This window comes from Rhizobium tropici CIAT 899 (genome assembly GCF_000330885.1).
GTDB classification, from domain to species: Bacteria; Pseudomonadota; Alphaproteobacteria; order Rhizobiales; family Rhizobiaceae; genus Rhizobium; species Rhizobium tropici.
Map to the genome: position 1 here is coordinate 1,619,604 of NC_020059.1, position 23,867 is coordinate 1,643,470.

The 23,867-nt window shown below is 59.4% G+C and carries 22 protein-coding genes and 1 tRNA gene; 13 read left to right on the forward strand and 10 right to left on the reverse strand.

Annotated features, from left to right (window positions below; genetic code table 11):
- Positions 1 to 14: 14 nt before the first annotated feature.
- From surE to RTCIAT899_RS07895, 3 genes are all read left to right on the forward strand, one after another.
- Positions 15 to 779: a 5'/3'-nucleotidase SurE gene (gene surE / locus RTCIAT899_RS07885; RefSeq protein WP_015339691.1), complete on the forward strand. Its 765-nt coding sequence runs from the start codon at positions 15 to 17 to the stop codon at positions 777 to 779.
- A gap of 4 nt (positions 780 to 783) precedes the next feature.
- Complete coding sequence (locus RTCIAT899_RS07890; protein WP_041677382.1) at positions 784 to 1,437, forward strand: protein-L-isoaspartate(D-aspartate) O-methyltransferase; 654 nt, start codon at positions 784 to 786, stop codon at positions 1,435 to 1,437.
- 170 nt (positions 1,438 to 1,607) lie between these two features.
- On the forward strand, positions 1,608 to 3,293 hold the full coding sequence (locus RTCIAT899_RS07895; RefSeq protein WP_041677384.1) for a LysM peptidoglycan-binding domain-containing M23 family metallopeptidase: 1,686 nt from the start codon (positions 1,608 to 1,610) through the stop codon (positions 3,291 to 3,293).
- Positions 3,294 to 3,375: 82 nt separating this feature from the next.
- Here the strand turns inward: RTCIAT899_RS07895 and RTCIAT899_RS07900 are convergent, their stop codons facing one another.
- Positions 3,376 to 4,248 carry an ATP-binding protein gene (locus RTCIAT899_RS07900; RefSeq protein WP_041677864.1) on the reverse strand — a complete coding sequence of 291 codons (873 nt, stop codon included), beginning with the start codon at positions 4,246 to 4,248 and terminating at the stop codon, positions 3,376 to 3,378.
- Positions 4,249 to 4,455: 207 nt separating this feature from the next.
- On the opposite strand from RTCIAT899_RS07900, the gene yajC reads away from it, so the two are divergent.
- From yajC to RTCIAT899_RS07925, 5 genes are all read left to right on the forward strand, one after another.
- Entirely contained in the window at positions 4,456 to 4,803 is a 348-nt protein-coding gene (yajC, locus tag RTCIAT899_RS07905) for a preprotein translocase subunit YajC (RefSeq protein ID WP_015339695.1), read from the forward strand.
- 159 nt (positions 4,804 to 4,962) lie between these two features.
- A complete protein-coding gene (gene secDF / locus RTCIAT899_RS07910) occupies positions 4,963 to 7,506 on the forward strand; it encodes a protein translocase subunit SecDF (RefSeq protein ID WP_015339696.1) in 2,544 nt (847 codons plus the stop codon).
- A 4-nt stretch (positions 7,507 to 7,510) separates the two neighbouring features.
- Positions 7,511 to 7,897 carry an Mth938-like domain-containing protein gene (locus RTCIAT899_RS07915; RefSeq protein WP_015339697.1) on the forward strand — a complete coding sequence of 129 codons (387 nt, stop codon included), beginning with the start codon at positions 7,511 to 7,513 and terminating at the stop codon, positions 7,895 to 7,897.
- Between the two features lie 15 nt (positions 7,898 to 7,912).
- The gene (locus RTCIAT899_RS07920; RefSeq protein WP_015339698.1) at positions 7,913 to 8,773 is read left to right on the forward strand and encodes a phytoene/squalene synthase family protein; all 861 of its coding nucleotides are present in this window, start codon (positions 7,913 to 7,915) and stop codon (positions 8,771 to 8,773) included.
- Between the two features lie 76 nt (positions 8,774 to 8,849).
- Positions 8,850 to 9,311: a hypothetical protein gene (locus RTCIAT899_RS07925; protein ID WP_015339699.1), complete on the forward strand. Its 462-nt coding sequence runs from the start codon at positions 8,850 to 8,852 to the stop codon at positions 9,309 to 9,311.
- Between the two features lie 124 nt (positions 9,312 to 9,435).
- On the opposite strand, the gene trmFO is transcribed toward RTCIAT899_RS07925, so the two are convergent.
- The 3 genes from trmFO to RTCIAT899_RS31880 all read right to left on the reverse strand — a co-directional run bounded on the left by trmFO (position 9,436) and on the right by RTCIAT899_RS31880 (position 11,580).
- Entirely contained in the window at positions 9,436 to 10,872 is a 1,437-nt protein-coding gene (gene trmFO / locus RTCIAT899_RS07930; RefSeq protein ID WP_015339700.1) for a methylenetetrahydrofolate--tRNA-(uracil(54)-C(5))-methyltransferase (FADH(2)-oxidizing) TrmFO, read from the reverse strand.
- 112 nt (positions 10,873 to 10,984) lie between these two features.
- Positions 10,985 to 11,128, reverse strand: coding sequence for a DUF1127 domain-containing protein (locus RTCIAT899_RS31875; RefSeq protein ID WP_015339701.1), 144 nt, complete (start codon positions 11,126 to 11,128; stop codon positions 10,985 to 10,987).
- Positions 11,129 to 11,433: 305 nt separating this feature from the next.
- The gene (locus tag RTCIAT899_RS31880) at positions 11,434 to 11,580 is read right to left on the reverse strand and encodes a DUF1127 domain-containing protein (RefSeq protein ID WP_015339702.1); all 147 of its coding nucleotides are present in this window, start codon (positions 11,578 to 11,580) and stop codon (positions 11,434 to 11,436) included.
- Positions 11,581 to 12,427: 847 nt separating this feature from the next.
- On the opposite strand from RTCIAT899_RS31880, the gene RTCIAT899_RS07935 reads away from it, so the two are divergent.
- From RTCIAT899_RS07935 to RTCIAT899_RS07955, 5 genes are all read left to right on the forward strand, one after another.
- Complete coding sequence (locus RTCIAT899_RS07935; RefSeq protein ID WP_015339705.1) at positions 12,428 to 13,567, forward strand: DUF2157 domain-containing protein; 1,140 nt, start codon at positions 12,428 to 12,430, stop codon at positions 13,565 to 13,567.
- Complete coding sequence (locus RTCIAT899_RS07940) at positions 13,564 to 14,178, forward strand: GDYXXLXY domain-containing protein (RefSeq protein WP_015339706.1); 615 nt, start codon at positions 13,564 to 13,566, stop codon at positions 14,176 to 14,178. The genes RTCIAT899_RS07935 and RTCIAT899_RS07940 overlap by 4 nt, the downstream gene beginning before the upstream one ends.
- A 145-nt stretch (positions 14,179 to 14,323) precedes the next feature.
- A tRNA-Leu gene (locus tag RTCIAT899_RS07945) sits at positions 14,324 to 14,408 on the forward strand.
- A gap of 279 nt (positions 14,409 to 14,687) precedes the next feature.
- Positions 14,688 to 16,175, forward strand: a complete 1,488-nt coding sequence (gene tig, locus RTCIAT899_RS07950) for a trigger factor (RefSeq protein ID WP_015339707.1) — start codon at positions 14,688 to 14,690, stop codon at positions 16,173 to 16,175.
- 238 nt (positions 16,176 to 16,413) lie between these two features.
- On the forward strand, positions 16,414 to 17,085 hold the full coding sequence (locus RTCIAT899_RS07955) for an HAD family hydrolase (protein WP_015339708.1): 672 nt from the start codon (positions 16,414 to 16,416) through the stop codon (positions 17,083 to 17,085).
- Positions 17,086 to 17,127: 42 nt separating this feature from the next.
- Here the strand turns inward: RTCIAT899_RS07955 and sthA are convergent, their stop codons facing one another.
- The 6 genes from sthA to RTCIAT899_RS07985 all read right to left on the reverse strand — a co-directional run bounded on the left by sthA (position 17,128) and on the right by RTCIAT899_RS07985 (position 23,802).
- Positions 17,128 to 18,531 (reverse strand): Si-specific NAD(P)(+) transhydrogenase, encoded by a 1,404-nt coding sequence (gene sthA, locus RTCIAT899_RS07960; RefSeq protein ID WP_015339709.1) that lies wholly within the window; start codon positions 18,529 to 18,531, stop codon positions 17,128 to 17,130.
- 109 nt (positions 18,532 to 18,640) lie between these two features.
- Positions 18,641 to 19,237 carry a dual specificity protein phosphatase family protein gene (locus tag RTCIAT899_RS07965; RefSeq protein ID WP_041677865.1) on the reverse strand — a complete coding sequence of 199 codons (597 nt, stop codon included), beginning with the start codon at positions 19,235 to 19,237 and terminating at the stop codon, positions 18,641 to 18,643.
- Between the two features lie 262 nt (positions 19,238 to 19,499).
- The gene (gene radC / locus RTCIAT899_RS07970; protein WP_085999197.1) at positions 19,500 to 20,318 is read right to left on the reverse strand and encodes a RadC family protein; all 819 of its coding nucleotides are present in this window, start codon (positions 20,316 to 20,318) and stop codon (positions 19,500 to 19,502) included.
- A 42-nt stretch (positions 20,319 to 20,360) separates the two neighbouring features.
- Positions 20,361 to 21,197, reverse strand: coding sequence for a type I methionyl aminopeptidase (gene map, locus RTCIAT899_RS07975; RefSeq protein ID WP_015339712.1), 837 nt, complete (start codon positions 21,195 to 21,197; stop codon positions 20,361 to 20,363).
- A gap of 2 nt (positions 21,198 to 21,199) precedes the next feature.
- Positions 21,200 to 21,946: a DNA/RNA nuclease SfsA gene (sfsA, locus tag RTCIAT899_RS07980; RefSeq protein ID WP_015339713.1), complete on the reverse strand. Its 747-nt coding sequence runs from the start codon at positions 21,944 to 21,946 to the stop codon at positions 21,200 to 21,202.
- Positions 21,947 to 21,960: 14 nt separating this feature from the next.
- A complete protein-coding gene (locus RTCIAT899_RS07985; RefSeq protein ID WP_015339714.1) occupies positions 21,961 to 23,802 on the reverse strand; it encodes a PHA/PHB synthase family protein in 1,842 nt (613 codons plus the stop codon).
- Positions 23,803 to 23,867 lie beyond the last annotated feature (65 nt).

A 23,867-nucleotide genomic window follows, 5' to 3' on the forward strand; every position in this document is an offset into this window, starting at 1 on the left:
CAGGTGGTGGGGCGATGCGGATTCTTCTGACCAATGATGACGGCATTCATGCCGAAGGTCTGGCGGCGTTGGAGCGTATCGCCCGCACTCTGTCCGACGATGTCTGGGTTGTCGCGCCCGAGACGGATCAGAGCGGACTTGCCCACTCATTGAGCCTTTCCGAACCTTTGCGCATGCGCAAGGTTTCCGAGAAGCATTATGCACTCAGGGGAACGCCGACCGACTGCGTCATCATGGCAATCCGCCAGGTGATGGACGTCAAGCCGGATCTGGTGCTTTCGGGCGTCAATTCCGGCTCGAACGTTGCCGACGACGTCACCTATTCCGGCACCATAGCCGGTGCCATCGAGGGCACCCTGCAAGGCGTTCGTTCCTTTGCGCTGAGCCAAGCCTATCTCTATGAAAATGGCTCCCGCGTCGTGCCCTGGGATGTCGCCGAAACGCATGCGCCGGCTTTGCTCAACAAGCTGATGACTGTCGATTTGCCTGACGGGACGTTCCTCAATCTGAACTTTCCCAACTGTCGCCCCGACGAGGTCGGCGGAGCGGAAGTGACCGCACAGGGCAATCTTGCCTTCAACGTGCAGGTCGAGGAGCGGGCCGATGGCCGCGGATTCCCATATTATTGGCTTCGCTTCGGCGAGCGAAACGGTATCTTCCGTCCGGGCACTGATATTCAGGCGTTGAAACAAAATCGTATTTCGGTAACGCCTTTGAAACTCGATTTGACGGATTATTCGGCGCAAGACCGCGTGGCGCGGGCGCTCGGTATGGAGTAGCGGATTGACACCTCGTTTGGTGGAAAAGGAAGGCTTTGCGGCCGTGGTTTTGCGGCTGCGGGCAGAGGGCATATTGGATATCGATCTGATGACGGCGGTCGAGCAGACGCCGCGCATGCCTTTCGTGCCGGTGCAGTTTGCCGATGATGCCTATTCCAGCCGGACCATCCCGATCGATTGCGGTGCCTTCATGGAAGGCATCGATTTGGTCGTGCGTATTCTTCACAGCCTGAAGATCAAGCCTGGCCATCGCGTGCTCGAAATTGGTACGGGCAGCGGCTTCACCGCTGCCGTCATGGGGCGGATCGTCGAGCGCGTGCTGACGGTCGATCGCTATAAGACCCTGACGACATCGGCGCAGCAGCGCATGGATGCGCTCGGCCTGCGCAACGTCATCATCCGTCAGGCGGACGGCAGCGCCGGTTTGCCGGGCGAGGGCACGTTCGACCGCATACTGGTCACTGCCGCCTTTACCACGATGCCGCGCTTCTATGCAGAGCAGCTGGTGTCCGGCGGCTCGATGATAGCCCCACTTATCGTCGATGAGCATACGTGTCGTCTGGTGCGCCTGACGAAGACGGGAAGCCGATTCGAGCGCGAAGAATTATTCGACGTTCCCTACCAGCCCATCGTTCCCATGCTCGCCTCCTATCTTTGAGGCTCAATTCGGGCTGACGCCCCCATGGAAACGGGCGATTGGCACCGCTTCATTTTCTATGGTTATCAATTCCTCAAAAAAACACATGCCGCACCAGTGCTTTAACCGCATGGTAAGATTAACGCGCTTTAATCGACCCATAATCGGTTGCGTCTTAAGTGGGTCGAGTCATGGGTTTCAGTCTTTCTTCAAACGTCAGCAAATCGGCAGGGAAAGTCCTGGTGGCCGTTCTTCTGGCGAGTACTGCCACAGCTTGCAGTTCGGACACGACCCGCTTCAGCGGTCTCTTCAATAAGACGGACAACGTAACGACCGGCTCGATCAACCGGCGCGGCCTCAATGGTCCGAATGGTGATCCCGTGCCTCGCGCCGACGTTGCTCAGGCGGGCGGTTACGGCCAGCAAGATTATTCGCAGCAGAGCGCGCCGGTATCGCAACCATACCCGAACTCTCCGGCTCGCTATAACCCATCCTATTCCAGCGCACGGGCTTCGACCGCTCCTGTCGCAATCCAGCGCGCAGATCTCGCTCCTCCGGGTGCTGCTGTCAGTGCCGGTCGTCCTCGCGCAGTATCGCAGGGACAAGCCGAAGCGCTCGCACAGCCGTTTCCCTCGTCCCGTGGAAATGGTTCCCGTGCTGCACCGGCGCTTGCTCCCGATACGATGTCTACCGGCACGATCAAGGCCGCGGCCGCGCAGCAGATGTCTCCCGGCTGGACTACGGTCAATGCCCCGAGCGTAACGCTGCATCAGGGTGAGAATATTGCGCTGCTGTCGCGCCGCTACGGCGTTCCGGAAAAGGAAATTCTGCGTGCGAACGGCCTGCGCAATGGCTCTGCCGCGCAGCCGGGCCAGCAGATCGTCATCCCGACCATGAATGGCGCCGGTGTCTCAGGTCCGGCCAAGATGGCCGCTGAAGCGACGGATCTTTCCAAGGGCGGCAAGATGCCCGGCCCGGCCAAGGCGCCGCAGCAGGAAGCGCTCGCGCTGCCTTCGGGCAACCAGATGCGCGGCAAGGCTGGCCTTGTCGATCCCAATAAACTCGCCGCCGGCAATGGCAAGGGGCCGACGCCGAAGGGCACCTACGTCGTCAAGCCAGGCGACTCGCTGGCGAGAATTGCCAAGGAAAGCGGTGTTTCCGTCGCCGAACTGAAGCGTGCAAACAACATGCAGGCCGGCGACAGCATTCGCGTCGGTCAGGCACTCGCGTTGCCGCACGGTGGCGTCGCTGCCGCAGATCCGGTCAAGACCGCTTCGATCGAGCCGCAGAAGGCGTCGGTCAAGCCGGGCGTACTGCCTGTAGAGCCGAAGCAGGCTGCCGCTGATCCGATCGGTAAGCAGGCGCCCAAGGCGGTTGCCCATGCCGATGCGGCAGCTGATGCCCCGGCCAAGCCCAAGGAAGTTGCCTCGGCTTCGCCGAGTCAGTCCATCAATGATGCCGCAAAGTCGGATGCGCAGGCCGATGCGCCCGAGGCGACCGGTATCGGTAAGTATCGCTGGCCAGTTCGCGGCGCTGTCGTCGCTGGCTACGGTGCCAACGTCAACGGCAGCCGCAACGACGGCATCGACATCTCCGTTCCGGAGGGCACACCCATCAAGGCTGCCGAAAACGGTGTCGTCATCTATGCCGGCAACGGCCTGAAAGAACTCGGTAACACCGTCCTCGTCCGCCACGACGACGGCACGGTAACGGTCTATGGCCACGCGGACGCGCTTAGCGTCGCTCGCGGCCAGAAGGTCCAGCGCGGTCAGACGCTCGCCACGTCAGGTATGAGCGGCAATGTCAGCCAGCCGCAGTTGCACTTCGAAGTCCGCAAGAATTCGGCCCCGGTCAACCCAATGACGTTCCTTGAATAGGTAGTGCGTCTCAAGGACTCTGCAAAAAGCCCGGTCAATGCCGGGCTTTTTGTCGTTTATGGCGATGTTGATCGATTGAGGATCAATCACGCTCCAGCACGATGCGCAGCCGGCCGGCCAGATCCTGGATATATTGCCAGGCGACGCGACCGGAACGGGCGCCGCGGGTCGTCGCCCACTCCAGGGCTTCGTGATGCATTTGGGCGCGATCAAGATCGAGCTTGAAGTGATCGGCATAGGCGTCGATCATCTGCAGATAGTCTTCCTGGCTGCATTTATGAAAGCCGAGCCAGAGGCCGAAGCGATCGGAGAGCGAAACCTTTTCCTCGACGGCTTCCGAAGGATTGATGGCGGTCGACTGTTCGTTTTCCATCATATGACGCGGCAGCAGGTGGCGACGGTTGGATGTCGCATAGAACAGCACATTATCAGGCCGTCCTTCGACGCCGCCGTCCAAAGCCGCCTTCAGCGACTTATAGGCGGTGTCGTCATGATCGAAGGAGAGATCGTCGCAGAAGATGATGATGCGATGCGGCGTTGCCTTCAGGATATCGAGCAGCACCGGCAGCGAGGAAATATCCTCGCGATGGACTTCGATCAGCTTCAGCGACACGCCGGTCGCCCGACGCACGTCTTCATGCACTGCTTTGACGAGCGAGGATTTGCCCATGCCGCGCGCGCCCCAGAGCAGCACGTTGTTGGCCGCGAAACCTTCCGCGAAGCGCAGCGTGTTTTCGTGCAGGATGTCGCGCACGTGATCGACGCCTCGGATGAGGGTGAGCGCCACACGGTTCGGCCGTGGTACCGGCTGCAGATAGAGTCGGGCAGGGGCCCAGACGAAGCAGTCGGCGGCATTCCAGACATTGACGGCCGGGGCCGGTCCGGCCAGGCGTTCGACAGCGTCGGCAAGGCGACGGACTTCGGCAAGGATCAGGGCGTTTTGGTCTTCAGTCACCGTTTCCTCCTGAATATTGAACAAGAAAGTCGTAAAATGCACGCGCTGTCTTGCCGGGTATCATGCTCCTTTGGGGGCTGAAAGGCTAACAGACCGGGAAAACGGTACGGTTGACGGCTGTTTTTGTTGCATTCGCCAAGCGCGTAACTATATTCCGGCCACCTGACGCGGGGCCTTGTTCCCGCTAGGAGTTCAAGGGAGTTCTCGATGTTTATCACCAACGCATATGCGCAGAGCGCAACAGATTCGGCCGCGAGCGCCTTCGGCGGTTCCGGCTTTGAAATGATCATCCTGTTTGTGCCGCTGATGGTCGTTTGGTATTTCCTCCTCATCCGTCCGCAGCGCGCGCAGGCGAAGAAGCGTGACGAGGTCCTGAAGAATATTCGCCGCGGCGATCAGATCGTCACCAGCGGCATCGTCGGCAAGGTCACGAAGGTGATCGACGAAAAGGAACTGGAAGTCGAGATCGCCGATGGCGTGCGCATCCGCGTTGTCCGCAGCGCTATTTCCGAGGTTCGCGTCAAGGGTGAGCCCGTCAAGGCGGACGCCGCGTAAGGCTCTTTCCGAGAGGCGGCTTCCGCCGTCGCTGCGCATCTTCCAAATTCGAGATCGACTTTCTTGAAGGATTGTGCACAAATTCAAGGTGTTACTGCGCCCTTTGCATTTTCGTTCGAAAGGGAGGGCGCAGTAGGGAAGTCCTAATTCGAGAGAGCGATGCTGCACGTCTCCTGGTGGAAGACCACCCTGATCTGGTTCGTCGTTCTCTTGAGCGTGCTTCTGGCCGCTCCCAATCTGCTTGGCGAGCGCGAGCTTTCATTCCTTCCGACATGGTGGGCACACCGAAAGATCGAGCTTGGCCTTGATCTTCGGGGCGGATCGCATCTGCTGCTGAAGATGGAAAGGGGTGATGTCGAAAAGGATCGCCTGGAAAGCATTGTCGGCGATATCTCCATCCGGCTGCGCACTGTCAACGTCGCCTATTCGGGCCTAACCGGCACCGGCCGCAAGATCCAGCTTCGCATCAACGATCCCGCGCAGATCCAGACGGCCTTGACGGCACTGCAGCCGCTGACATCAGGACCGGATAAGCCGTCCGCGGTTCTATCTCAGGGTGACAACGGTGCGCTGATGCTCGATATCACCGATACCGATATCGACAGCCATGTGTCATCGGCGATCGCACGCGCGATGAAGGTCATCCACGCGCGCATCGCACAACTCGGCGTCGGCGAACCCTTAATCCGCAGGCAAGGGTCTGACCGCATCGTCGTGCAGGTGCCGGATCTTGCCGATGCGCAGCGACTGAAGAACCTTCTCGGCCAACCCGCCAAACTCAGCTTCCGCCTGATAGATCAGTCGATGTCGGTCCAGGACGCTATGGACAAGCAGCCACCGGCCGGGTCCGATGTGCTGTTTTCCGAAGATGATCCGCCCGTTGGCTATCTCGTGCAGCGGCAGCCGCTGCTCTCGAACATCGATTTCTCCGATGCCGTCGCGGTCGTTGACAATCAAAAAGGCGAGGGCACGGTCTCCGTGAAGCTGACGCAGGAGGCGACCCACCGCTTTGCACAATCGACGGCCAACAATCTCGGCAGGGTCATCGTTGTCGTGCTTGACGACCAGGTCATCTCCGCTGCCTCGCTGAAGACGGTTATAGCAACAGGCGAGATTGACGTTCCCGGGGATTTCACGGCCCAGGGCGCCCAGGATCTCGCCGTCATGGTCAAGAGCGGACCATTGCCCGCGACGCTGACGACGGTCGAAGAGCGGACCATTCAGCCCGGTCTTGGTGGCGAAACGGCGCGTTATGGCCTGATTGCCTGCATTGCCGCCGCGGTCTTCGTCGCCGCCTTGATGATCGGTTTCTATCGCCTGCTCGGCATCATCGCGACCATCTCGCTCGTCATCAACATGATCATGGTGGCAGCGCTCATGGGCTTGCTCGGTATCACCCTGACCTTGCCCGGCGTTGCGGCAATCGTTCTCATCATCGGCATCGCCCTCGATGCGCTGGTGCTGATCTATGAGCGTGTGCGCGAGGAGGAGAAGAAGACCCATCTTCTCGTCGATGCGCTGCGCCATGGCTTCAATCGGGCGGCTGCGACCGTCGCCGATGCCAATCTGACAGTGCTGATCGTCGCCGCCATTCTCTTCTACGCCAGCACGGGCGCGGTGCGCGGCTTTGCCGCGACGCTGATGGTCGGCGTTGTCTCGACCTTCTTCACCTCCTGCTTCGTCACGCGGTCGCTGGTGAATATGTGGATTTCACACCGCAAGCCGCGTACTTTGCTTGTTGGCGTGCGCAGCGGCATTTTTGACAATGCCAATATCCGCTTCATGGGCATCCGCCGCTATACGTTTACGGTCTCCGCCGCCCTGTCCGTCATCACGCTCATTGCCTTCGCGACGGTCGGCATGCACCTCGGCATCGATTTTGCCGGCGGATCGATCATCGAGGTGCGGGCCAAACAGGGCGTTGCCGACGTGGCGGATATTCAGACGCGCCTTGAAGCGATCGTACCTGGCGACGTGCGCGTCGAGCGGCTGGCCGATCGGCTTGGCGCCGTGGTTCGCGTCCATGCGCAGGACGGTGGCGAGAACGCCGAACAGTCGGCCGTTTCCCTGGTGCAGGACGAGTTGAGCAAGAACTACAATTTCTCTCGCGTCGAGGTCGTCGGCCCGGCGGTATCGGGCGAAATCACCATGACGGCCTCCCTTGCCGTCCTGGCGGCGCTGGCAGCAATTCTGATCTATATCTGGCTTCGGTTCGAATGGCAGTTCGCAGTCGGCGCGATCATCGCGACACTGCACGACGTCATCCTGACGCTCGGCCTCTTCGTGCTATCAGGTATGGAATTCAACATGACCGGCATTGCCGCGATCCTGACGATTGTCGGCTATTCGCTGAACGACACGGTTGTCGTCTATGACCGCATGCGCGAAAACCTGAAGCGCTATTCGCAGATGCCGTTGCCGATTTTGATCGATGCCTCCATCAATCAGACATTATCTCGTACCATTCTGACATCTGCGACGACGCTTCTGGCGCTGCTCGCGCTCTATATTTTCGGCGGCGAGGTGATCCGTGCCTTCACCTTCGTCCTGCTTTTCGGCGTCGCGGTCGGCACTTTCTCGTCGATTTATATTGCGGCGCCCGTGCTGATCCTGTTCAAGCTGCGGCCGGATAAGTTCCAGACCGGCGGCGAAAGCAATGGACCCGCCGCCGGCAACATCCAGTCAGGCAAACCAGCGGTGTGATACAGTGGCTAAAGGTATAGAAATCCGAAACGCGCATTTCCCCGGCCGCGCACCGATCGACGCCTACGGCAATGGCGGTTTCCGCTTTGCCGACATGTCGCATCGTGGCTCGCTGCTTTGCCTGCCCTCGGGCATCTATGGCTGGGACATGCTGCAGGGCGATGCGCTGATGCCGGATCGCTTCCAGAAGGTTCTCGATGAAGCTGCCGAGATCGAAGTGCTGCTCGTCGGCACCGGCATGGAGCTGCGACCGCTTCCCGCCGAGTTGAAGGCTGCCCTGCGCGGAAAGCAGATTTCATCCGACCCGATGAGCACCGGCGCTGCCGTGCGCACCTTCAACATCATGCTGTCCGAATCGCGCGCCGTGGCCGCCGCGCTGATCGCCGTCTGATATTCGGATCCAGGTATGACGATAACAGCTGCGCCCCGTAGCAACCGGGACATCTGCCTCGCAACGCTTCGCGACACCGATCGCGATCGCTATCTCGCCTGCCTGCTGGCGCCCGAAGAGAAGCGCCCTGCGCTGGCCGCGCTCTATGCCTTCAATGCAGAGCTGGCGCGTGTGCGGGATCTCGTGCACGAGCCGCTGCCCGGCGAGGTGCGCATGCAGTACTGGCGCGATCTCCTGGAGGGGCAATCTCACGGATCGAGCGAAGCCAATCCGCTGGCCTCCGAGCTTCTGACCGCGATCGAAGAATATCGCTTGCCGCGCCAGACGCTGATCGACATGGTCGATGCGCGCATCTTCGATCTCTACGACGATCCCATGGAAAGCCGCAGCAGCCTGGAAGGCTATGCCGGCGAGACCGCGTCTGCTCTCATCCAGCTTGCAAGCCTGGTCTTGTCTGCCGACGAGGCGAAGCGCTCCGCCGATGCCGCCGGCCATGCGGGCGTTGCTCAGGCAATCGCCGGCTTGCTGCTTCTGATGCCGCTTAATCGCCATCGCGGCCAGGTATACCTTCCGCTGGAGATTCTCTCGGCGACAGGGCTAGATCGCGACAGTTTTCTCGCTGGTGAAGACAAGCAGCGCATTTCGGCAGCGGTCGAAGCCTTTGCCGGTCTTGGTCGCGAGCATCTCGCCAAGGCGAAAGCAGCAGGCCCTGTACCGCAGGCGGTATTCCCCGCCTTTCTGCCTGTTACCTTGGCCGAGCCTGTCCTGCAGAAGGCACAGAAGCTTGGTGCTGGCATCTTCGATCGATCCCTTGTGCTGCCGCAATGGCGCCGGCAGCTGCGCATGGCGATAGCGTCGATCACAAAGAAAATCTAAAATACACCAAGCTCGCGCAAGTCTCGGCGTCTATGGAGATGACCGGCACTTGATTTGCATTTCAGGGGGATCTGCCGTGGGTATTGTCGTCTGGTGCATATTGTTTGCGATCGTCATCTTCATTGCCTATTACGCGACGCGCATGGCATCGCAGAACAAGGAAGACGGCCTGCACGATACCGGCCTTGCCATTCTGGAATTCGGCCGCGCTTTTCCGGCCGAAGCGATCCGGCAATTGCAGACGACCGCAGACGGGCAGGCGGTCTTCGTGCGGCTGCACGATGACAAAGCCGGCTTTATGCGCAACGTGCGCAATCATTTCAGCGTCCATCTGATCGAGCCCGGCAAGGCGCGTGCCAAGATTTCAGCAACCGGACGCGGCTTGATCGTCGATTTCCTCGATGTTCCGCATCACAACAGCACGTTCGAGTTCAAGACGCCGGCGGAAGCTGCGGAAGTCTCGCTCTGGCTGCTCGGCAATTATGTCGCCGGCGAAGACGCGAAGCTCGAGCACCACGCGCCGCCGGCAACAAGCTGAAGATCACGAAAGCCCGCCGGAGCATTTCCAGGAAAATTGCGCAGCGGTTTTCCGTCCGGAATGCGTCAGGAAACAAGAAGATAGAGCGTTTTGGCTATTCGAAGAAAAGCGAAAACGCTCTAGCTCAGGCGCTTTCCGCCAACACAGGCGCCTGCACGCCGAGCCATTTGGCGCACTCGGCAAGCGCACGCTTGGCGATCAGCTGCCGCTTCATGATGGTCTTGTCCTTGCCGCGGAAGCGCTTGACGCCCTCCGGCTTGACGATCGAGCCCGGCTCCAGCTCCGGGAAAAGCCCGAAATTGATGTTCATAGGCTGGAAGGAGCGTTTGCCCGGCTCCTCGTCCGAAACGATATGGCCGCCGGTAATGTGGTTCAGCAACGAGCCGAGCGCCGTGGTGGGCGGCGGCAGCGAGGGAGCTTCGCCCTTGCGTTCGGCAGCTGCGAAGCGGCCCGCGAGCAGGCCGATGCTGGCGCTTTCGACATAGCCTTCGCAGCCGGTGATCTGGCCGGCAAAACGCAGGCCCGGCCGGGATTTCAGCACCAGCGAGCGATCGAGCAGGGTCGGCGAGTTGATGTAGGTATTGCGGTGCAGGCCGCCGAGGCGTGCGAATTCCGCATTTTCAAGGCCCGGAATGAGCCTGAAGATCTCCGCCTGTGCACCATATTTCAGCTTCGTCTGGAAACCGACCATGTTGTAGAGCGTGCCGAGCGCATTATCCTGACGCAGCTGCACGACGGCATAGGCCTTGACCGTGGGATTATGTGCATTGGTCAGTCCCATCGGCTTCATCGGCCCGTGGCGCAGCGTCTCCCGCCCACGTTCCGCCATGACCTCGATCGGCAGGCAGCCGTCGAAATAGGGCGTGCCTTCCCATTCCTTGAAGCCAATGGCATCGCCGGCGATCAGCGCATCGAGGAAGGCATTATATCGAGCCTCGTCCATCGGGCAGTTGATATAGTCCTTGCCCGTGCCGCCGGGGCCGACCTTGTCGTAACGCGACTGATACCAGCAGATATCCATGTTGATGCTGTCGCGATAGACGATCGGCGCGATGGCATCGAAGAAGGCGAGCGCGTCGGCACCGGTTTCGGCCTGGATGGCGCTGGCAAGGCCGGGTGCGGTCAGCGGACCGGTGGCGATGATCGCCTGGTCCCATTCCCTTGGCGGCAGGCCTTCAATCTCCTCGCGGACGACTGTGATCAGCGGGTGGGTTTGCACGGCCTGCGTCACCGCAGCCGAAAAGCCGTCGCGATCCACAGCAAGCGCGCCGCCGGCCGGCACCTGATGCCTGTCCGCACATGCCATGATGAGCGAACCCGCCATGCGCATTTCCGCATGGATGACGCCGACGGCATTGCTGGTGGCATCGTCGGAGCGGAATGAGTTGGAGCACACCAGCTCGGCAAGATCGTCCGTCTTGTGCGCTTCCGTGCCGCGCACCCCGCGCATTTCATGTAGGATGACCGGAACGCCGGCATTGGCGATCTGCCATGCGGCTTCCGAGCCCGCGAGGCCGCCGCCGATAACGTGAATGGGAGAGTGGGAAGTGATCTGAGTCATGCGCGCGTCATTATCACGGGCAGGCCGGCGATCCAATTGATTTGCTGACGGCCGGAATCAAAAACGGCGCCAAAAGGCGCCGTCTTGAGGCAGTCTGCTCAGTCTATTCCTATTAACGGAAAGAACGAGCAGCGATGTTGCGGATTTCGTAGCGGCTGACGCCGATGTCCGAAAGGGTCTGGCTGGAGAGGTTGCCAAGTTCGTTCAGAGTGCGGCGGTAGCTGATCCAGTTCTTGGCAATGCGAAGCGGGTTCATGATCTTTTCCTCAGTATCTTGTTTGCGGGCGGTACGATTACCGCCTCAGCGCTTGCACTCTATATAGGCGCGAAGAGACTGATTGTGCAGTGCAAAGAAGAGGCGTCTGCCATGCATTTGTGCAATATGACGCCCAAAAAGCAGTCGATGCTTAAAATTTGTGTGCCTTGCAAATGGGGAATAGCTCGCAGCGGAATCGATTATGCTGCGCCTGCTCAGTCGATAGGCAAAAAAGAACGCCCGCCGCGGAGGTCCGCAACGGGCGTTGAGAAGGCTTTCGCTATTGGGCGAAGCCTATCCGGCTGTTAACGGCCGGTGGCTTCGCGGGCAACGCGATGGATGTCGGCGCGGTCGATGCCGAGGTCGTGCAGTTCACGCGAGCTCATGCGGCCGAGTTCGTTGACGGTCTGACGATACTTGCGCCAGTTGTTGAAAGAGCGGGTCAGGTTCATTTTAGTCCCTTTCGAGGATCAAGGGATCGAGCAGTTCCGTGATTGGTTCCGTCGTCGATCTAATGGATTTAAATATATGCTGCGCCGCGAAAACTAAAAGCGCGAAAGCTTCATGCCACCTATGCGCCGTGTGCAAGCCTTATGGGTGTTTTGCCTAAGATGGTGGCTTCTTTGTGTGCATATCACGACCAACCGGGTTCGCCGCTGGAAGTCAATTTCGAGCAAGTGTCGGGTATTCCGAAGCATTTGCCGGCGGCGGCCTGCTTTCAGCCATCTTTTCGCCGGCCTTGCTGTTTTGGAGGGCTCGATTTCCGCTGCGAACTGCCATGCAGCCTTTCGATGGCAGTCCGCTGGCCATCATGCACATCTGCACAGGATAAACCGATTTGGGGGAGATAAAAAATAACGCCCACCGCGGGAGGAGGATGCGGTGGGCGTCATTTGTGGTGATTGACGACTTGGGAGGAGGAGCGTCGCCAATCGATCGGAGCGCATTGGGAGGAGGAGTATGCGGCTCCGAATATGATGTCGGGATATTCCATCCCCAGGCTTGATCCGATCTGAATCGGCCCGGCGCGCCACCGCCGTCTTGTTGTCTGATGAATAGTATGACTTTTCGAGTTTGTGCAGCGCAATAATTTCATGGGAGGCATGAGCTGCGCGCATATCTGCAGTCGGTATCTGTTTACCGGCCTCAAGGATACTGCATGATCCCTTAATTCCGTATTAATATGGCACATATTCCTGTGAGCCGAAGCTTCTGCCAGAACCGCTCGGCTCGCATCGATTGTGCGGCGATTTGTGCTAATTCTGTCGCAAGCAGAATCGCAGCGAGGGGGAGCCGGGCATGTACAGGGGCAGGCTGGAGCGGGATCTGAAGATCTGGACCGACAAGGGCCTGGTCGACGCGGGGACGGCCAAAGCCATCCTCAGCGAGTATGACGGCCGCCAGACGAGTTTCAGCGCCGGCCGGGTGCTGACCATCATCGCCGCCGTACTTCTCGGCCTTGCCATCTTGCTGTTCATATCTGCAAACTGGGAGACCATTCCGAGAATTGCCCGTCTGCTCGGGCTGGTCACGATGATATGGGCCTTCTATCTCGCGGCTGCATATTTGTTAGGCCAGGGCCGCTCCATCATCGCCGCTGCATTGTTGATTCTCGGCACCTTGAGTTTCGGTGGCGCCATGGCACTGGTTGGCCAGATGTACAATCTGTCCGGCGATGAACTGAGAATGATGCTCGTCTGGTTCGCTGCAGCCTGCATCGTGGCGGCCTTGTTCCGTTCGTCGGCCCAGGTCGGGCTCGCGGGTTTCCTGGCCTGGGCATTTTGCGGCGTCTATCTCTGGGGGCATTTCGACGAATGGTATGGGATCATGCCCTGGATGCCGCCTCTGATGGCTGCGGTCCTGATTGGGCTTGTCCGCTATGCCGACGCGCCCATGGCTCGACATTTGGCTTATCTCATGCTCGTCGGCTGGCTGACATGGCTATTCGGCCGCCATGAGGGATTGAATACCGCGATCCTGTTTGCCGCTCTCGGCATGGCAGCGTTTCTCGTCGTCAGCGTTCCCGCTTCGCCGCTCCTGCCCTTCGCCCGCACGGCCGGCGCCGCGCCGGCTTTCTACACCTTTCTGATCGCATCGATCGGCTTTTTCCTGGTTCATGCCGAGATCAGCAACGGCTCATTTGAAAATAATGTCTGGGTCGAGGATAAATTGCCGCTTGTCATAGTGGCGGCGGCGACGTTGGCGAGCTCGGTGATCGCCATCGCTCTCACTGGCCGCGACAATGGCGCGGTGCGCTATCTCGCTTACTTCGTCTTTGCCTGCGAAATTCTCTATCTTGCAGGCGAGACGATAGGCTCGATCATCGGCACGGCGGGGTTCTTCCTCGTTGCCGGCTTGCTTGTGGCCATTGCAGCCTGGGTGGTCATCCAGCTGGAACGCCGCTTTTCCGGCAATCGCGAGCAGGAGACGCGGGCATGACCGATATCGCTGAGAAGAGCCCGACCATCGGTTCCCGTCGCCTATGGATTGCTGCCATCGTCGTTGCCGCTTTGCAGACGGCGGTTCTCGGCTACATGGTCGGCGAGCGGGCCTGGGGCCTGCGGAGCGGCGTCGAGATTCTCTTGAAGACGGCGCCGGTCGATCCGCGCGATCTTCTGCGCGGCGACTACGTGACCTTGAACTACGACATCTCACGGGTTCCGTTCTCGACGATGGTCGAAGGACCGCCGAAAATGAGCCGAAGTGCCGCGATATTGTCCGTTCGCCTGACGAGGCAGGATGATGGTTACTGGGGCATCGTCGAATCATCCTTTGGAAAGCTCGATCAGAAACCCGATACGGTCGTGCTCAAAAGCCTGCCTGTCGAATATGTTTTCTATGGCGATGCCACCGATCCCCAGCAGGCGATTGTCGGGGTCACCTATGGCATCGAGCGCTATTACGTGCCCGAGGGGCAGGGGCGCGATATCGAGAGCGCCCGCAACGACAATCGCGTCGCCATTGCGGCGCGCGTGTCTTCCGACGGTGTTGCCCATATCAGAAGCCTGCTTCTCGACGGCAAATCCGTCTATGAGGAACCGCTTTACTGACGATATCTGCATGAAGAGCTCCGATAAGCTTTAAGCGTCGTCGCGGAAGCGTCATTTTTCCTTTGCGTGGTTTGAAACGGGTGATATAGAGACGCCGCGCTCCGGAAGGCCCCATGGGCAGGCATCGCCATGCGGTTTTGGGAACGCGGGTATGGTGAAATTGGTAGACACGCCAGATTTAGGTTCTGGTGCCGCAAGGCGTGGGAGTTCAAGTCTCTCTACCCGCACCAACACTGTCTTGTGGACGGGGGGAGGCCGACCAAGCCTGTCCTCCGATATGCCGCAGGACGCGCATCTTGCCCAAAGCATCCCGCTTTCGATGAGGAAAGGGGATAAGATGTTTTGGCTCGTGATGGGATAGAGCTGCCTTTTGCGCGTTCATTTGAAGGCGCGGCGCTCTTGCAAGGTGAAAGAGAATTGCATCCAAGCCACGCTCGGGATTTTCCGGCGTCGTGCTCATCGAAACGAACGGCAGGCTGGGCACGGCCGCCATGAATGAAGGTAGGACAATGCAGGTTATCGAAACGCTCGCTGAAGGGCTGAAGCGCGAAATCAAGGTGGTCATCCCGGCCAAGGACATGGAAGTGCGCATGAACGAGCGCCTGGCCGAGGTCAAGGACAAGGTCCGTATCAACGGCTTCCGTCCGGGCAAGGTTCCAGTCTCGCACCTGAAGAAGGTCTACGGCAAGTCGATCATGGCCGATCTCGTCAACGAAATCGTTCGCGACCAGCCACCGGCGATCCTGACCGAGCGCGGCGAAAAGTCGGCCACCCAGCCGGAAATCGCGATGACGGAAGACCAGGACGAGGCAGAAAAGATCCTCTCCGCTGAGGCCGATTTCGAATTCACGCTGTCTTACGAAGTCATCCCGGCGATCGAACTGAAGCCGGTTAGCGGCATCAAGGTCACCCGCGAAGTCGCCGAGATCGGCGAAGACGAAGTGACCGAGCAGATCCTCAAGATCGCCGAAAGCGCCCGCAGCTACGAGACCAAGAAGGGCAAGGCCGCCAACGGCGACCGCGTCACCATCGATTATCTCGGCAAGGTCGACGGCGTTGCCTTCGACGGCGGCAAGGATGAGGACGCACAGCTCGTTCTCGGCTCCAACCGCTTCATCCCGGGCTTCGAAGAGCAGCTCGTCGGCCTCAAGGCTGGCGATGAGAAGGTCATCACCGTAACCTTCCCGGCCGATTATCCGGCCAAGAACCTCGCCGGCAAGGAAGCGACCTTCGACATCAACGTCAAGGAAGTTGCAGCTCCTGGCGAAGTCGAAATCAACGACGAACTCGCTTCCAAGCTCGGCCTCGAATCGGCTGATCGCCTGAAGGAGATCGTTCGCGGCCAGATCGAAAGTCAGTACGGTTCGGTCACTCGCCAGAAGGTCAAGCGTCAGATCCTCGACCAGCTCGACGAAATGTACCAGTTCGACACGCCGCAAAAGCTCGTCGACGCTGAATTCGCCAGCATCTGGCGCCAGATCGAGGCCGATCTTGGCGAATCCGGCAAGACCTTCGAAGACGAAGACACCACCGAGGAGAAGGCTCGCGAAGAGTATCGCAAGCTTGCCGAGCGTCGCGTTCGCCTTGGCCTCGTTCTCTCCGAAATTGGCGAGAAGGCCGGCGTCGAAGTCAGCGAAGACGAACTGCAGCGCGCTCTCTACGCGCAGCTTCAGCAGTTCCCGGGCCAGGAAAAGGAAATCCTGGAATTCTTCCGTAAGACGCCAGGCGCTTCCGCTAACCTGCGCGCCCCGATCTTCGAAGAAAAGGTCATCGACCATCTGCTGACCGAGGTTAACGTCACCGACAAGACCGTTTCCAAGGAAGCGCTGCTGGCTGACGACGAAGAAGAAGACAAGCCGGCTGCCAAGAAGGCTGCTCCGAAGAAGAAGGCTGCCAAGGCTGAAGCGACCGAAGCTGCCGCCGAAGGCGAAGAAGCTGCTGCTCCGAAGAAGAAGGCCGCTCCGAAGAAGAAGGCTGCTGAAGACAGCGCTGAGTAATCGGTTCTTTTTCCGACTGAAATTGAAGCTCTGCCGTTCGCGGCAGGGCTTTTTTTGTGCTTATGCCATGAAAGCTTTTTGATACCATCGCCATGCTCAATATTGCCTGGTCCGGCTCGGTATCGCCCTTGCGGTTCAGGCGGCGCTTGCGGCCTAACTCGATCGTCGGCAATGGATATGTCTCATCAGAGTTATAGACTCTATCCAGAAGCACGATGAAGGGCGAAGGAGACCGAACTTGATTAAAGCGGCAATGTTTGATCTGGACGAAACTCTTATCGATCGGCGCGCCGCCCTGCTGGCATTCCTGCCGGATCAATTCAAACGGCTTGAAGATCAACTGAAGGACGTCACTTTTCAGAATTTTCAAGAAACGTTCTTTGCCTTGGAGAAGAAAGGTCTCGTCGACAAACAGAAGCTTTATCCGCGGTTGGTGGCTGCTCTCGGTGTGAGCGATGATTGCGGAGTTCTCTTGCTTTCCGATTTTCAAAGGCGCTATCCACATTTCGCGCGGCCCTCGATAGGCGCCCTGGAAATGCTTGCCGCGCTGCGCAGGCACGGCTTGAAGACGGCCATCATCAGCAACGGCCATAGCGACGTTCAATCCGCAAAAATTGAGATCACCCGACTGAGAGATGCCGTGGATCTCGTGGTCATTTCAGAGGATGTCGGCCTGCGTAAGCCGGACGCGAGAATTTTTCAGCTTGCCGCTGAACGGCTGGGTGTGGCCCCAGCAAGCTGCATTTTTGTCGGTGACAATCCGGAGGCCGATGTCAGGGGTGCGGAGGTGGCGGGAATACGAGGTGTATTCTACGCTGGCGGCACTTCTTGGCCGGACACGCTGCCATCCCCGAAATATAGCGTCGGTTCCTTCGCCGAAGTCCTGCCCCTGATCGAAGCCCTTGCGTGAGGCCTACCGGCCTCAAGCAAGGGTGAGATTTCACGGACGCGCTCAAATCTCGGACTTGATATCGCCCATGCGGTTCCAGGCGTCGAGGCCGGCGATCTTGTAGGCTTCGGCGAGCGTCGGATAGTTGAAGGTGTTTTCGACGAAATATTCGACGGTGCCCTTGAGGTTCAGTACGGCCTGGCCGATGTGGACGAGTTCGGTCGCGCCTTCGCCGACGATGTGGACGCCCAGCAGGCGGCGGGTCTTCAGCGAGAAGATCATCTTCAAGAGGCCGGTGTCGAGGCCCATGATGTGGCCGCGCGAGGTCTCGCGGAAGCGGGCGATACCGCATTCATAGGGGATATGCCGCTCCTTGACCTCTTCTTCGGACAGGCCGCAGGTGGAAATCTCCGGCACGGCATAGATGCCGTAAGGGAAGTATTTCGGCGGCTCCTTGGCGATCGCGCCGACGGCGACGCGGGCGGCGATGCGGCCCTGTTCCATCGAGGTGGAGGCAAGGCTCGGGAAGCCGACGACGTCGCCCGCGGCAAAGATATGCGGGACCTTGGTTGCGAAAGTCTCCGGATTGACGTTCAGGCGGCCGCGAGCATCGGCCTCGAGGCCAGCAGCGGCAAGATTAAGGGTGTCGGTGGCACCCATGCGGCCGGCGGCAAAGAGCACCATGTCCGTAGTGAGGCGGCGGCCATTGTCGAGCGTCAGCTCCACCTTGCCGTTCTGCCGCTCAACCTTCTCGGCCTTTTGGCCGAGCAGCAGCTTCATGTTGCGATCGCGCAGCTGATAGATGAAATCCTCGACGATCTCCTTGTCGATGAAATCGAGCATGGTGGATTTCGGATCGATCAGCGTCACCTGCGTGTCGAGGGCACTGAAGATTGTGGCGTATTCGATGCCGATGACGCCTGCGCCGATGACGACCATCGATCGCGGCAGATCCTGGATATCGAGGAGTTCGTCGCTGTCGAGAACCGTCCTGCTGTCGAACGGCATGTAATCCGGACGGAAGGGCTTGGTGCCGACTGCCAGCAGGATGCTGGCGGCGGATACGGTGACGACCTCGCCATCATCCTTGACGATCTGCATCGTCTGCGGATCGACGAAGCTCGCCTTGCCTCTGATGTGCTGGACGCGATTGCGGGCGAACTGATGCTCAAGCACTTCGACCTCGTGGTCGAGAGTGATCAACAGGCGGCGGCGCAGATCTTCGGCGCTGATTTCCTGTTTGACGCGATAGGCGCGGCCGTAGAAGCCGCGTTCTCGCCAACCCGAAAGGTTGAGCGCCGTTTCGCGCAGTGTCTTCGAAGGGATGGTACCGGTGTGGACCGAGACGCCGCCGACCCGTTTGCCTTGCTCGACGACGAGCACCTTCTTGCCGAGTTTGGCGGCCTGGATAGCGCCTCTGCGGCCGGCAGGGCCGCTACCCACGACTAGGAGATCGAATTGGTCCATCGGGAAGCCTCGGATGACTGGAATAGGGAATCAATGTCGCAATGCAACATGCACTCCGTCAACCGGTAGCGGCTCAATGTTACAGATTATCTAACGGGAAGTTTGGCGCTCAGGACGCTGAAAGGCCCAGCCAGGGTTCCAGCTTTTCAAAAGTACGGTCCATGGCATAGGCACGGGTGAAGGAGAACGGCAGGTGACCATAGATGATCGACATCTGGCCCTCCGCGGTAGCCTCATTCGTTTTGGCAATGGCGGCAAGGTAAAGTGCCGAGGCTAGGCCGGTTCTGTCAGCTCCGGCCTGACAATGAATGAGGATCGGCTTCGGCGCATTCCGCATGATCTCGACAAGCTGGGCCGCCTGCTCCTGTGTCAGCTCGCGGCCCGAAGACATGTGGAAATCGATATGGTCGATGTTGAGCGCTTTCGCCTGAGCGACTTCGGTATCATACCAATGGTGCCCGCTATTGTCGCCACGCAGGTTGATAATCGTCTTGATACCGTATTGCTTCTGAAACTCGGCGATGTTGCTGGCCGAGGGCTGTGAGGAGCGGTAGAGCTCGCCGGCGATGACCGGATGGAAATTCGTCGTCCAGAGCATGTGAGCATAGAAGCCACCGGCGATTGCCGCGAAACCGATCGAGGCAACGAATGCGCCACGGCCAAAACGGCGAAGGCGAGAGGCAGGTGTCGGCGATGTCTTCTGCATGCGATCTCCGGATCGGGTCGACCACTGAGGCGGATTGGTCAAATCAAAACAGCAGCTGCCGCCAGCAGGCTTGCCGTTGCGATAGCCGCGATCCTTTTGCCAGATGATACTGACGCTGAACTGAAAAATGGTAACTGACGGGAATTGGCGATTCACAGCCGCTTCGAAAAATCGGAAGTGTCTACTGTCTTAAAAAAATATAAATATATCAAAAATTTGAGTTTTATTTTTAACTAAAAATCTTAGGAAGCATTCGGCAATTTCAGATCAATCGCAATGCCCGGAAGCTGACGTGGCCGTTTTTCCCAATGATAACATGGTCGTGAACCGTGATGCCCAAGGGCTTGGCGGTATCGATGATCGTCTTGGTCATGTCGATATCGGCGCGGGATGGGGTTGGGTCTCCCGACGGGTGGTTGTGCACCAAAATCACCGCTGAGGCGGAGAGTTCGAGTGCGCGTTTGACGACCTCGCGCGGATAGACCGGCGTGTGATCGATGGTGCCGAAGCCCTGCACCTCGTCGGCGATTAGGGCATTGCGTTTGTCGAGAAACAGTAGGCGGAATTGCTCGCGGGCTTCGTGCGCCATCGCGGCATGACAATAATCGATCAGCGATTTCCATGAGGAAAGCACTGGTTTACCCGTCAACTCGCTCTTGAGCATCCGCTGTGCGACGCTCGCGACCAGCTTCAGGTCGAGCGCGACCGCATCGCCGACGCCGCTGACCTCGGTCAATAGGCCGACCGGCGCGCCGAATACGCCGCCGAGCGTGCCGAAGCGGGTGAGCAAGGCCTTGGCGATGGGTTTCGTGTCGCGACGCGGGATCAGCCGGAAGAGCAGCAGCTCGAGGATTTCATAATCGGCCAGCGCCGCGTCGCCACCGTCGCGATAGCGATTGCGCAACCGTTCGCGGTGACCATGATAATGGGCTTCGACATTGGCCGGCGCGGATTTGGCGATCGGGGCGGATCTGGTGGTCTGCGAGGTCGGCTTGACAGTTTGTTGGGGGAAGAACAGCCGCTCGTCGAGCAGCGGAGCCTCTTCCAAAGTCTCCGGCTTCCCGCCTCTTTCGAGGGGCATGTCACCATGTCCATTGGAAGAAGCGGGACGTTTCGCCATGAATTATCCATGCAGCGGCGGCAGGCCGGGGCGGTCGAGGCCGCCGGGCGACAGGGTGAAGATCTCGCAGCCCGTCGCAGTGACGCCGACCGTATGCTCGTACTGTGCCGAGAGCGAACGGTCGCGGGTGACGGCCGTCCAGCCATCGCCGAGCACTTTCACATGCGGCTTGCCGAGATTGATCATCGGCTCGATGGTGAAGATCATGCCTTCGCGCAGTTCCGGGCCGTCATTGACGCGGCCGTAGTGCAGGATGTTCGGCGAGTCATGGAAGAGGCTGCCGACGCCGTGGCCGCAGAAGTCGCGCACGACCGAGCAGCGCTCGCCCTCGGCATAGGTCTGGATCGCTTCGCCGATGGCGCCGGTGCGGGCACCCGGCCGGACGGCGGCGATGCCGCGCATCAGGGATTCGTAGGTGACCTCCAGAAGCCGTTCGGCCGAGCGCTTGATTTCGCCGACCGGATACATGCGGCTGGAATCGCCGTGCCAGCCATCCAACACATAGGTCACGTCGATATTGACGATATCGCCTTCGCGCAGCGGCTTGTCATTGGGAATGCCATGGCAGACGACGTGGTTGATCGACGTGCAGGAGGATTTCATGTAGCCGCGGTAGTTCAGCGTCGCTGGATAAGCGCCGTGATCCATGCCGAATTCGAAGACGAAACGGTCGATGACGTCGGTGGGGACGCCGGGCTTGGCGATCGCGGTAAGTTCATCGAGGCAGCGCGCGGTCAGCTGGCAAGCCTTGCGCATTCCGGCAAAGGCATCCTCTCCGTAGATGCGGATAGCTCCCGTATTTTTCGCTGGCGCCGTTGCCGCTTCGATGTAGTTCACCATGACTAGCCTTCGGTAGAGATCTTAAACTGTTCTAATGCAGCTATGCCGGGTTCGTCTATCGGGATCAACCCGGCAGGCGCGATTTCCGTCGGCGAAACCCTGCATTTCAGCGCATAGACTTCGACGCCACGCGCCAAAGCGCGATGGTAAGCCTTGGCGTAGACCGGATCGAGATCACCGCAGATGCGGAAGCGATGGCAATCATTACGCTGGATCACGAACAACATGACGGCGCGGTAGCCGGCCTCGGCCATATCGCCGAGTTCTTCCAGATGCTTGGCGCCGCGTGCCGTCGCCGTATCGGGGAATTCTGCAAGACCAGGCTGCCGCATGAAATGGACGTTTTTCACCTCGACATAGGTGGTTGTCCGCAAAGGGTCGGTCAAGAGCAGGTCTATGCGTGAGTTGCGGCCGTAATTCTGCTCGCGTTTTACCATCGTATACTCCCCGAGATCGGAGACCTGCCCAAGCGCGATCGCCTCGGCTGCGATGCGGTTTGGCATGGCGGTATTGACGCCGACCGTGGTGTCGTCGGCTTCGATCAATTCGAAGACATGACGGTATTTTCGCTTCGCGCCCTCGTGCTCTGAAAGCCAGATTCGCGAGCCCGGTGCCGTCAGCCCGAGCATCGAGCCGGTATTCGGGCAGGAGCCGGTGATGAAGATGCCGTCCTCCAGCTCGGCATCGAAGAGGAAGCGCTTGTAGCGGGAAATCAGGCGGGCAGGGACGAGAGGCGAAGGGAATTGCATAATCGGGCGACTGCCTACGCCCGCTCCAGGACATAGCTGCCGGGTGCCTCTTCCAGCGCATTGAGGGCCTTGCCGCCGGGTTTGCGCGCAGCCGTCATGCGATGGTCTTGCGCGAGGATCCAGGCATGCCAATGTGGCCACCAGGAGCCATGCGTTTCCTTTGCCTCGGCGAGCCATTCTTCATAGTCGCCGCCCAACGGGCCTCCTGTCCAGAACTGGTATTTGTGCTTGTCGGGCGGGTTGACGACACCGGCAATGTGACCGGAGCCGGTCACCACGAATTCCACCGGACCGCCGAAACATTGGCTGCCGACGAAGACCGATTTGGCCGGCGCGATATGGTCTTCGCGCGTCGCCAGATTGTAGACGGGGATGCGCACATCCTTCAGCGACAGCGTCTTGCCGTCGAGCACCATTTTGCCCTGGCTCAATGCATTGTTGAGGTAGCAGTTGCGCAGGTAAAATGAATGGTTGGCCGCGGCCATGCGCGTCGAATCGGCATTCCAGAACAGGAGGTCGAAGGGTAGGGGTTCCTGTCCCTTCAGATAGTTATTGACGAAGTAGGGCCAGATCAGTTCGGAGGCGCGCAGCATGTTGAAAGCCGTCGCCATCTTCGAGCCTTCGAGATAGCCGAGCGCATTCATCTGCTCTTCGAGTGCCGCAATCTGCTCCTCGTCGACGAAAACCTTCAGATCGCCAGCAAAGGTGAAATCGACCTGCGTCGTTAGGAAGGTTACCGTTCGGATGCGCTTGTTCTTTTGCTTGGCATGGAGGGCAAGCGTAGCTGCAAGCAGCGTGCCGCCAACGCAATATCCGACAGCATTCACCTCTTGCTCGCCCGTTGCCTTTTCGACCGCCTCCAGGGCGAAATCGATGCCCTCGCGGGCATAGGAGGTCCAGTCCTTCGTCGCATGGCGATGGTCCGGGTTTACCCAGGAGATCACGAAGACCGTGTGACCCTGCTCCACGCACCATTTGATGAAGGATTTCTGTGGGTTGAGATCGAGAATGTAGAATTTGTTGATCCAGGGCGGGCAGATCAGCAGCGGTCGTTTCAAGACCTTGTCGGTCGCCGGCTCATATTGGATCACCTGGCAGACATCGCTCTGCGCAATGACCTTGCCCGGAGTGAGTGCCATATCGCGGCCGACCGCGAATTTCGTCATGTCCGTTTGCCGCAGCCGCAGCTCGCCGTGGCCAAGACTGATATCCTCCGCCAGCATCTTCATACCGCGTACCAGGTTCTCGGCATTGGAGGCGATGGTCTCGCGGTAGACCTGCGGATTGGTCGCAATGAAATTGGTCGGCGAGAAGGCCGCTGTGATCTGTTTCGTATAGAACGCAGCCTTGTGACGCGTGTGTTCGTCCAGTCCTTCCGCATCTCCGACCAGCTTTTCCGCCCAGTTCGATGTCAGAAGATAGGTCTGCTTCAGGAAGTCGAAGAAAGGATTCGTCTGCCAGTCCTCGTCGGCAAAGCGCCTGTCTTTCACGGGTTCCGCTTCGGCTGACGAATCACCGCTGAGGCGCTGCATGGTCTTCGTCCACAGGCCGAAATAGCCGGAAAGCAGATGAGTCTGCGCCTCCAGCGTCCGGCGGGGATCGGAAAGCCAGTATTCACCGACCTTGGAGAGTGTCTTGACCATGTCGGTGAAGGGATCGGCAACCGCATCGACCTTCTCGCCGCGTTCGCGTGGCGCAAGCCAGGCGGAGGCTGCCTTGCCGAGATTTTCCAGCGCACGGGCAAAGTTGACGGCCATCGCTTCGGGATCCCTGACGATGTAAGGCTCGACTGACTTTGGATCAAAGCCGGGAAAGCCGCCATTACCTTCATTCTTGTCCCGCTTGCTGTCGGTCACGCATCATCCTCCCGGCGGCAGCTCGTGTCTTGTTTTCCATTTGTACATCTTGCGGGAAAAGGAAT

Excerpts from the sequence above, each read along its gene's own strand:
- surE (WP_015339691.1), top strand. The coding sequence starts at position 15 with ATGCGGATTCTTCTGACCAATGATGACGGCATTCATGCCGAAGGTCTG.
- RTCIAT899_RS07895 (WP_041677384.1), top strand. The coding sequence starts at position 1,608 with ATGGGTTTCAGTCTTTCTTCAAACGTCAGCAAATCGGCAGGGAAAGTC.
- yajC (WP_015339695.1), top strand. The coding sequence starts at position 4,456 with ATGTTTATCACCAACGCATATGCGCAGAGCGCAACAGATTCGGCCGCG.
- secDF (WP_015339696.1), top strand. The coding sequence starts at position 4,963 with ATGCTGCACGTCTCCTGGTGGAAGACCACCCTGATCTGGTTCGTCGTT.
- RTCIAT899_RS07920 (WP_015339698.1), top strand. The coding sequence starts at position 7,913 with ATGACGATAACAGCTGCGCCCCGTAGCAACCGGGACATCTGCCTCGCA.
- trmFO (WP_015339700.1), bottom strand. The coding sequence starts at position 10,872 with ATGACTCAGATCACTTCCCACTCTCCCATTCACGTTATCGGCGGCGGC.
- RTCIAT899_RS31875 (WP_015339701.1), bottom strand. The coding sequence starts at position 11,128 with ATGAACCCGCTTCGCATTGCCAAGAACTGGATCAGCTACCGCCGCACT.
- RTCIAT899_RS31880 (WP_015339702.1), bottom strand. The coding sequence starts at position 11,580 with ATGAACCTGACCCGCTCTTTCAACAACTGGCGCAAGTATCGTCAGACC.
- RTCIAT899_RS07935 (WP_015339705.1), top strand. The coding sequence starts at position 12,428 with ATGTACAGGGGCAGGCTGGAGCGGGATCTGAAGATCTGGACCGACAAG.
- RTCIAT899_RS07940 (WP_015339706.1), top strand. The coding sequence starts at position 13,564 with ATGACCGATATCGCTGAGAAGAGCCCGACCATCGGTTCCCGTCGCCTA.
- tig (WP_015339707.1), top strand. The coding sequence starts at position 14,688 with ATGCAGGTTATCGAAACGCTCGCTGAAGGGCTGAAGCGCGAAATCAAG.
- sthA (WP_015339709.1), bottom strand. The coding sequence starts at position 18,531 with ATGGACCAATTCGATCTCCTAGTCGTGGGTAGCGGCCCTGCCGGCCGC.
- RTCIAT899_RS07965 (WP_041677865.1), bottom strand. The coding sequence starts at position 19,237 with ATGCAGAAGACATCGCCGACACCTGCCTCTCGCCTTCGCCGTTTTGGC.
- radC (WP_085999197.1), bottom strand. The coding sequence starts at position 20,318 with ATGCCCCTCGAAAGAGGCGGGAAGCCGGAGACTTTGGAAGAGGCTCCG.
- map (WP_015339712.1), bottom strand. The coding sequence starts at position 21,197 with ATGGTGAACTACATCGAAGCGGCAACGGCGCCAGCGAAAAATACGGGA.
- sfsA (WP_015339713.1), bottom strand. The coding sequence starts at position 21,946 with ATGCAATTCCCTTCGCCTCTCGTCCCTGCCCGCCTGATTTCCCGCTAC.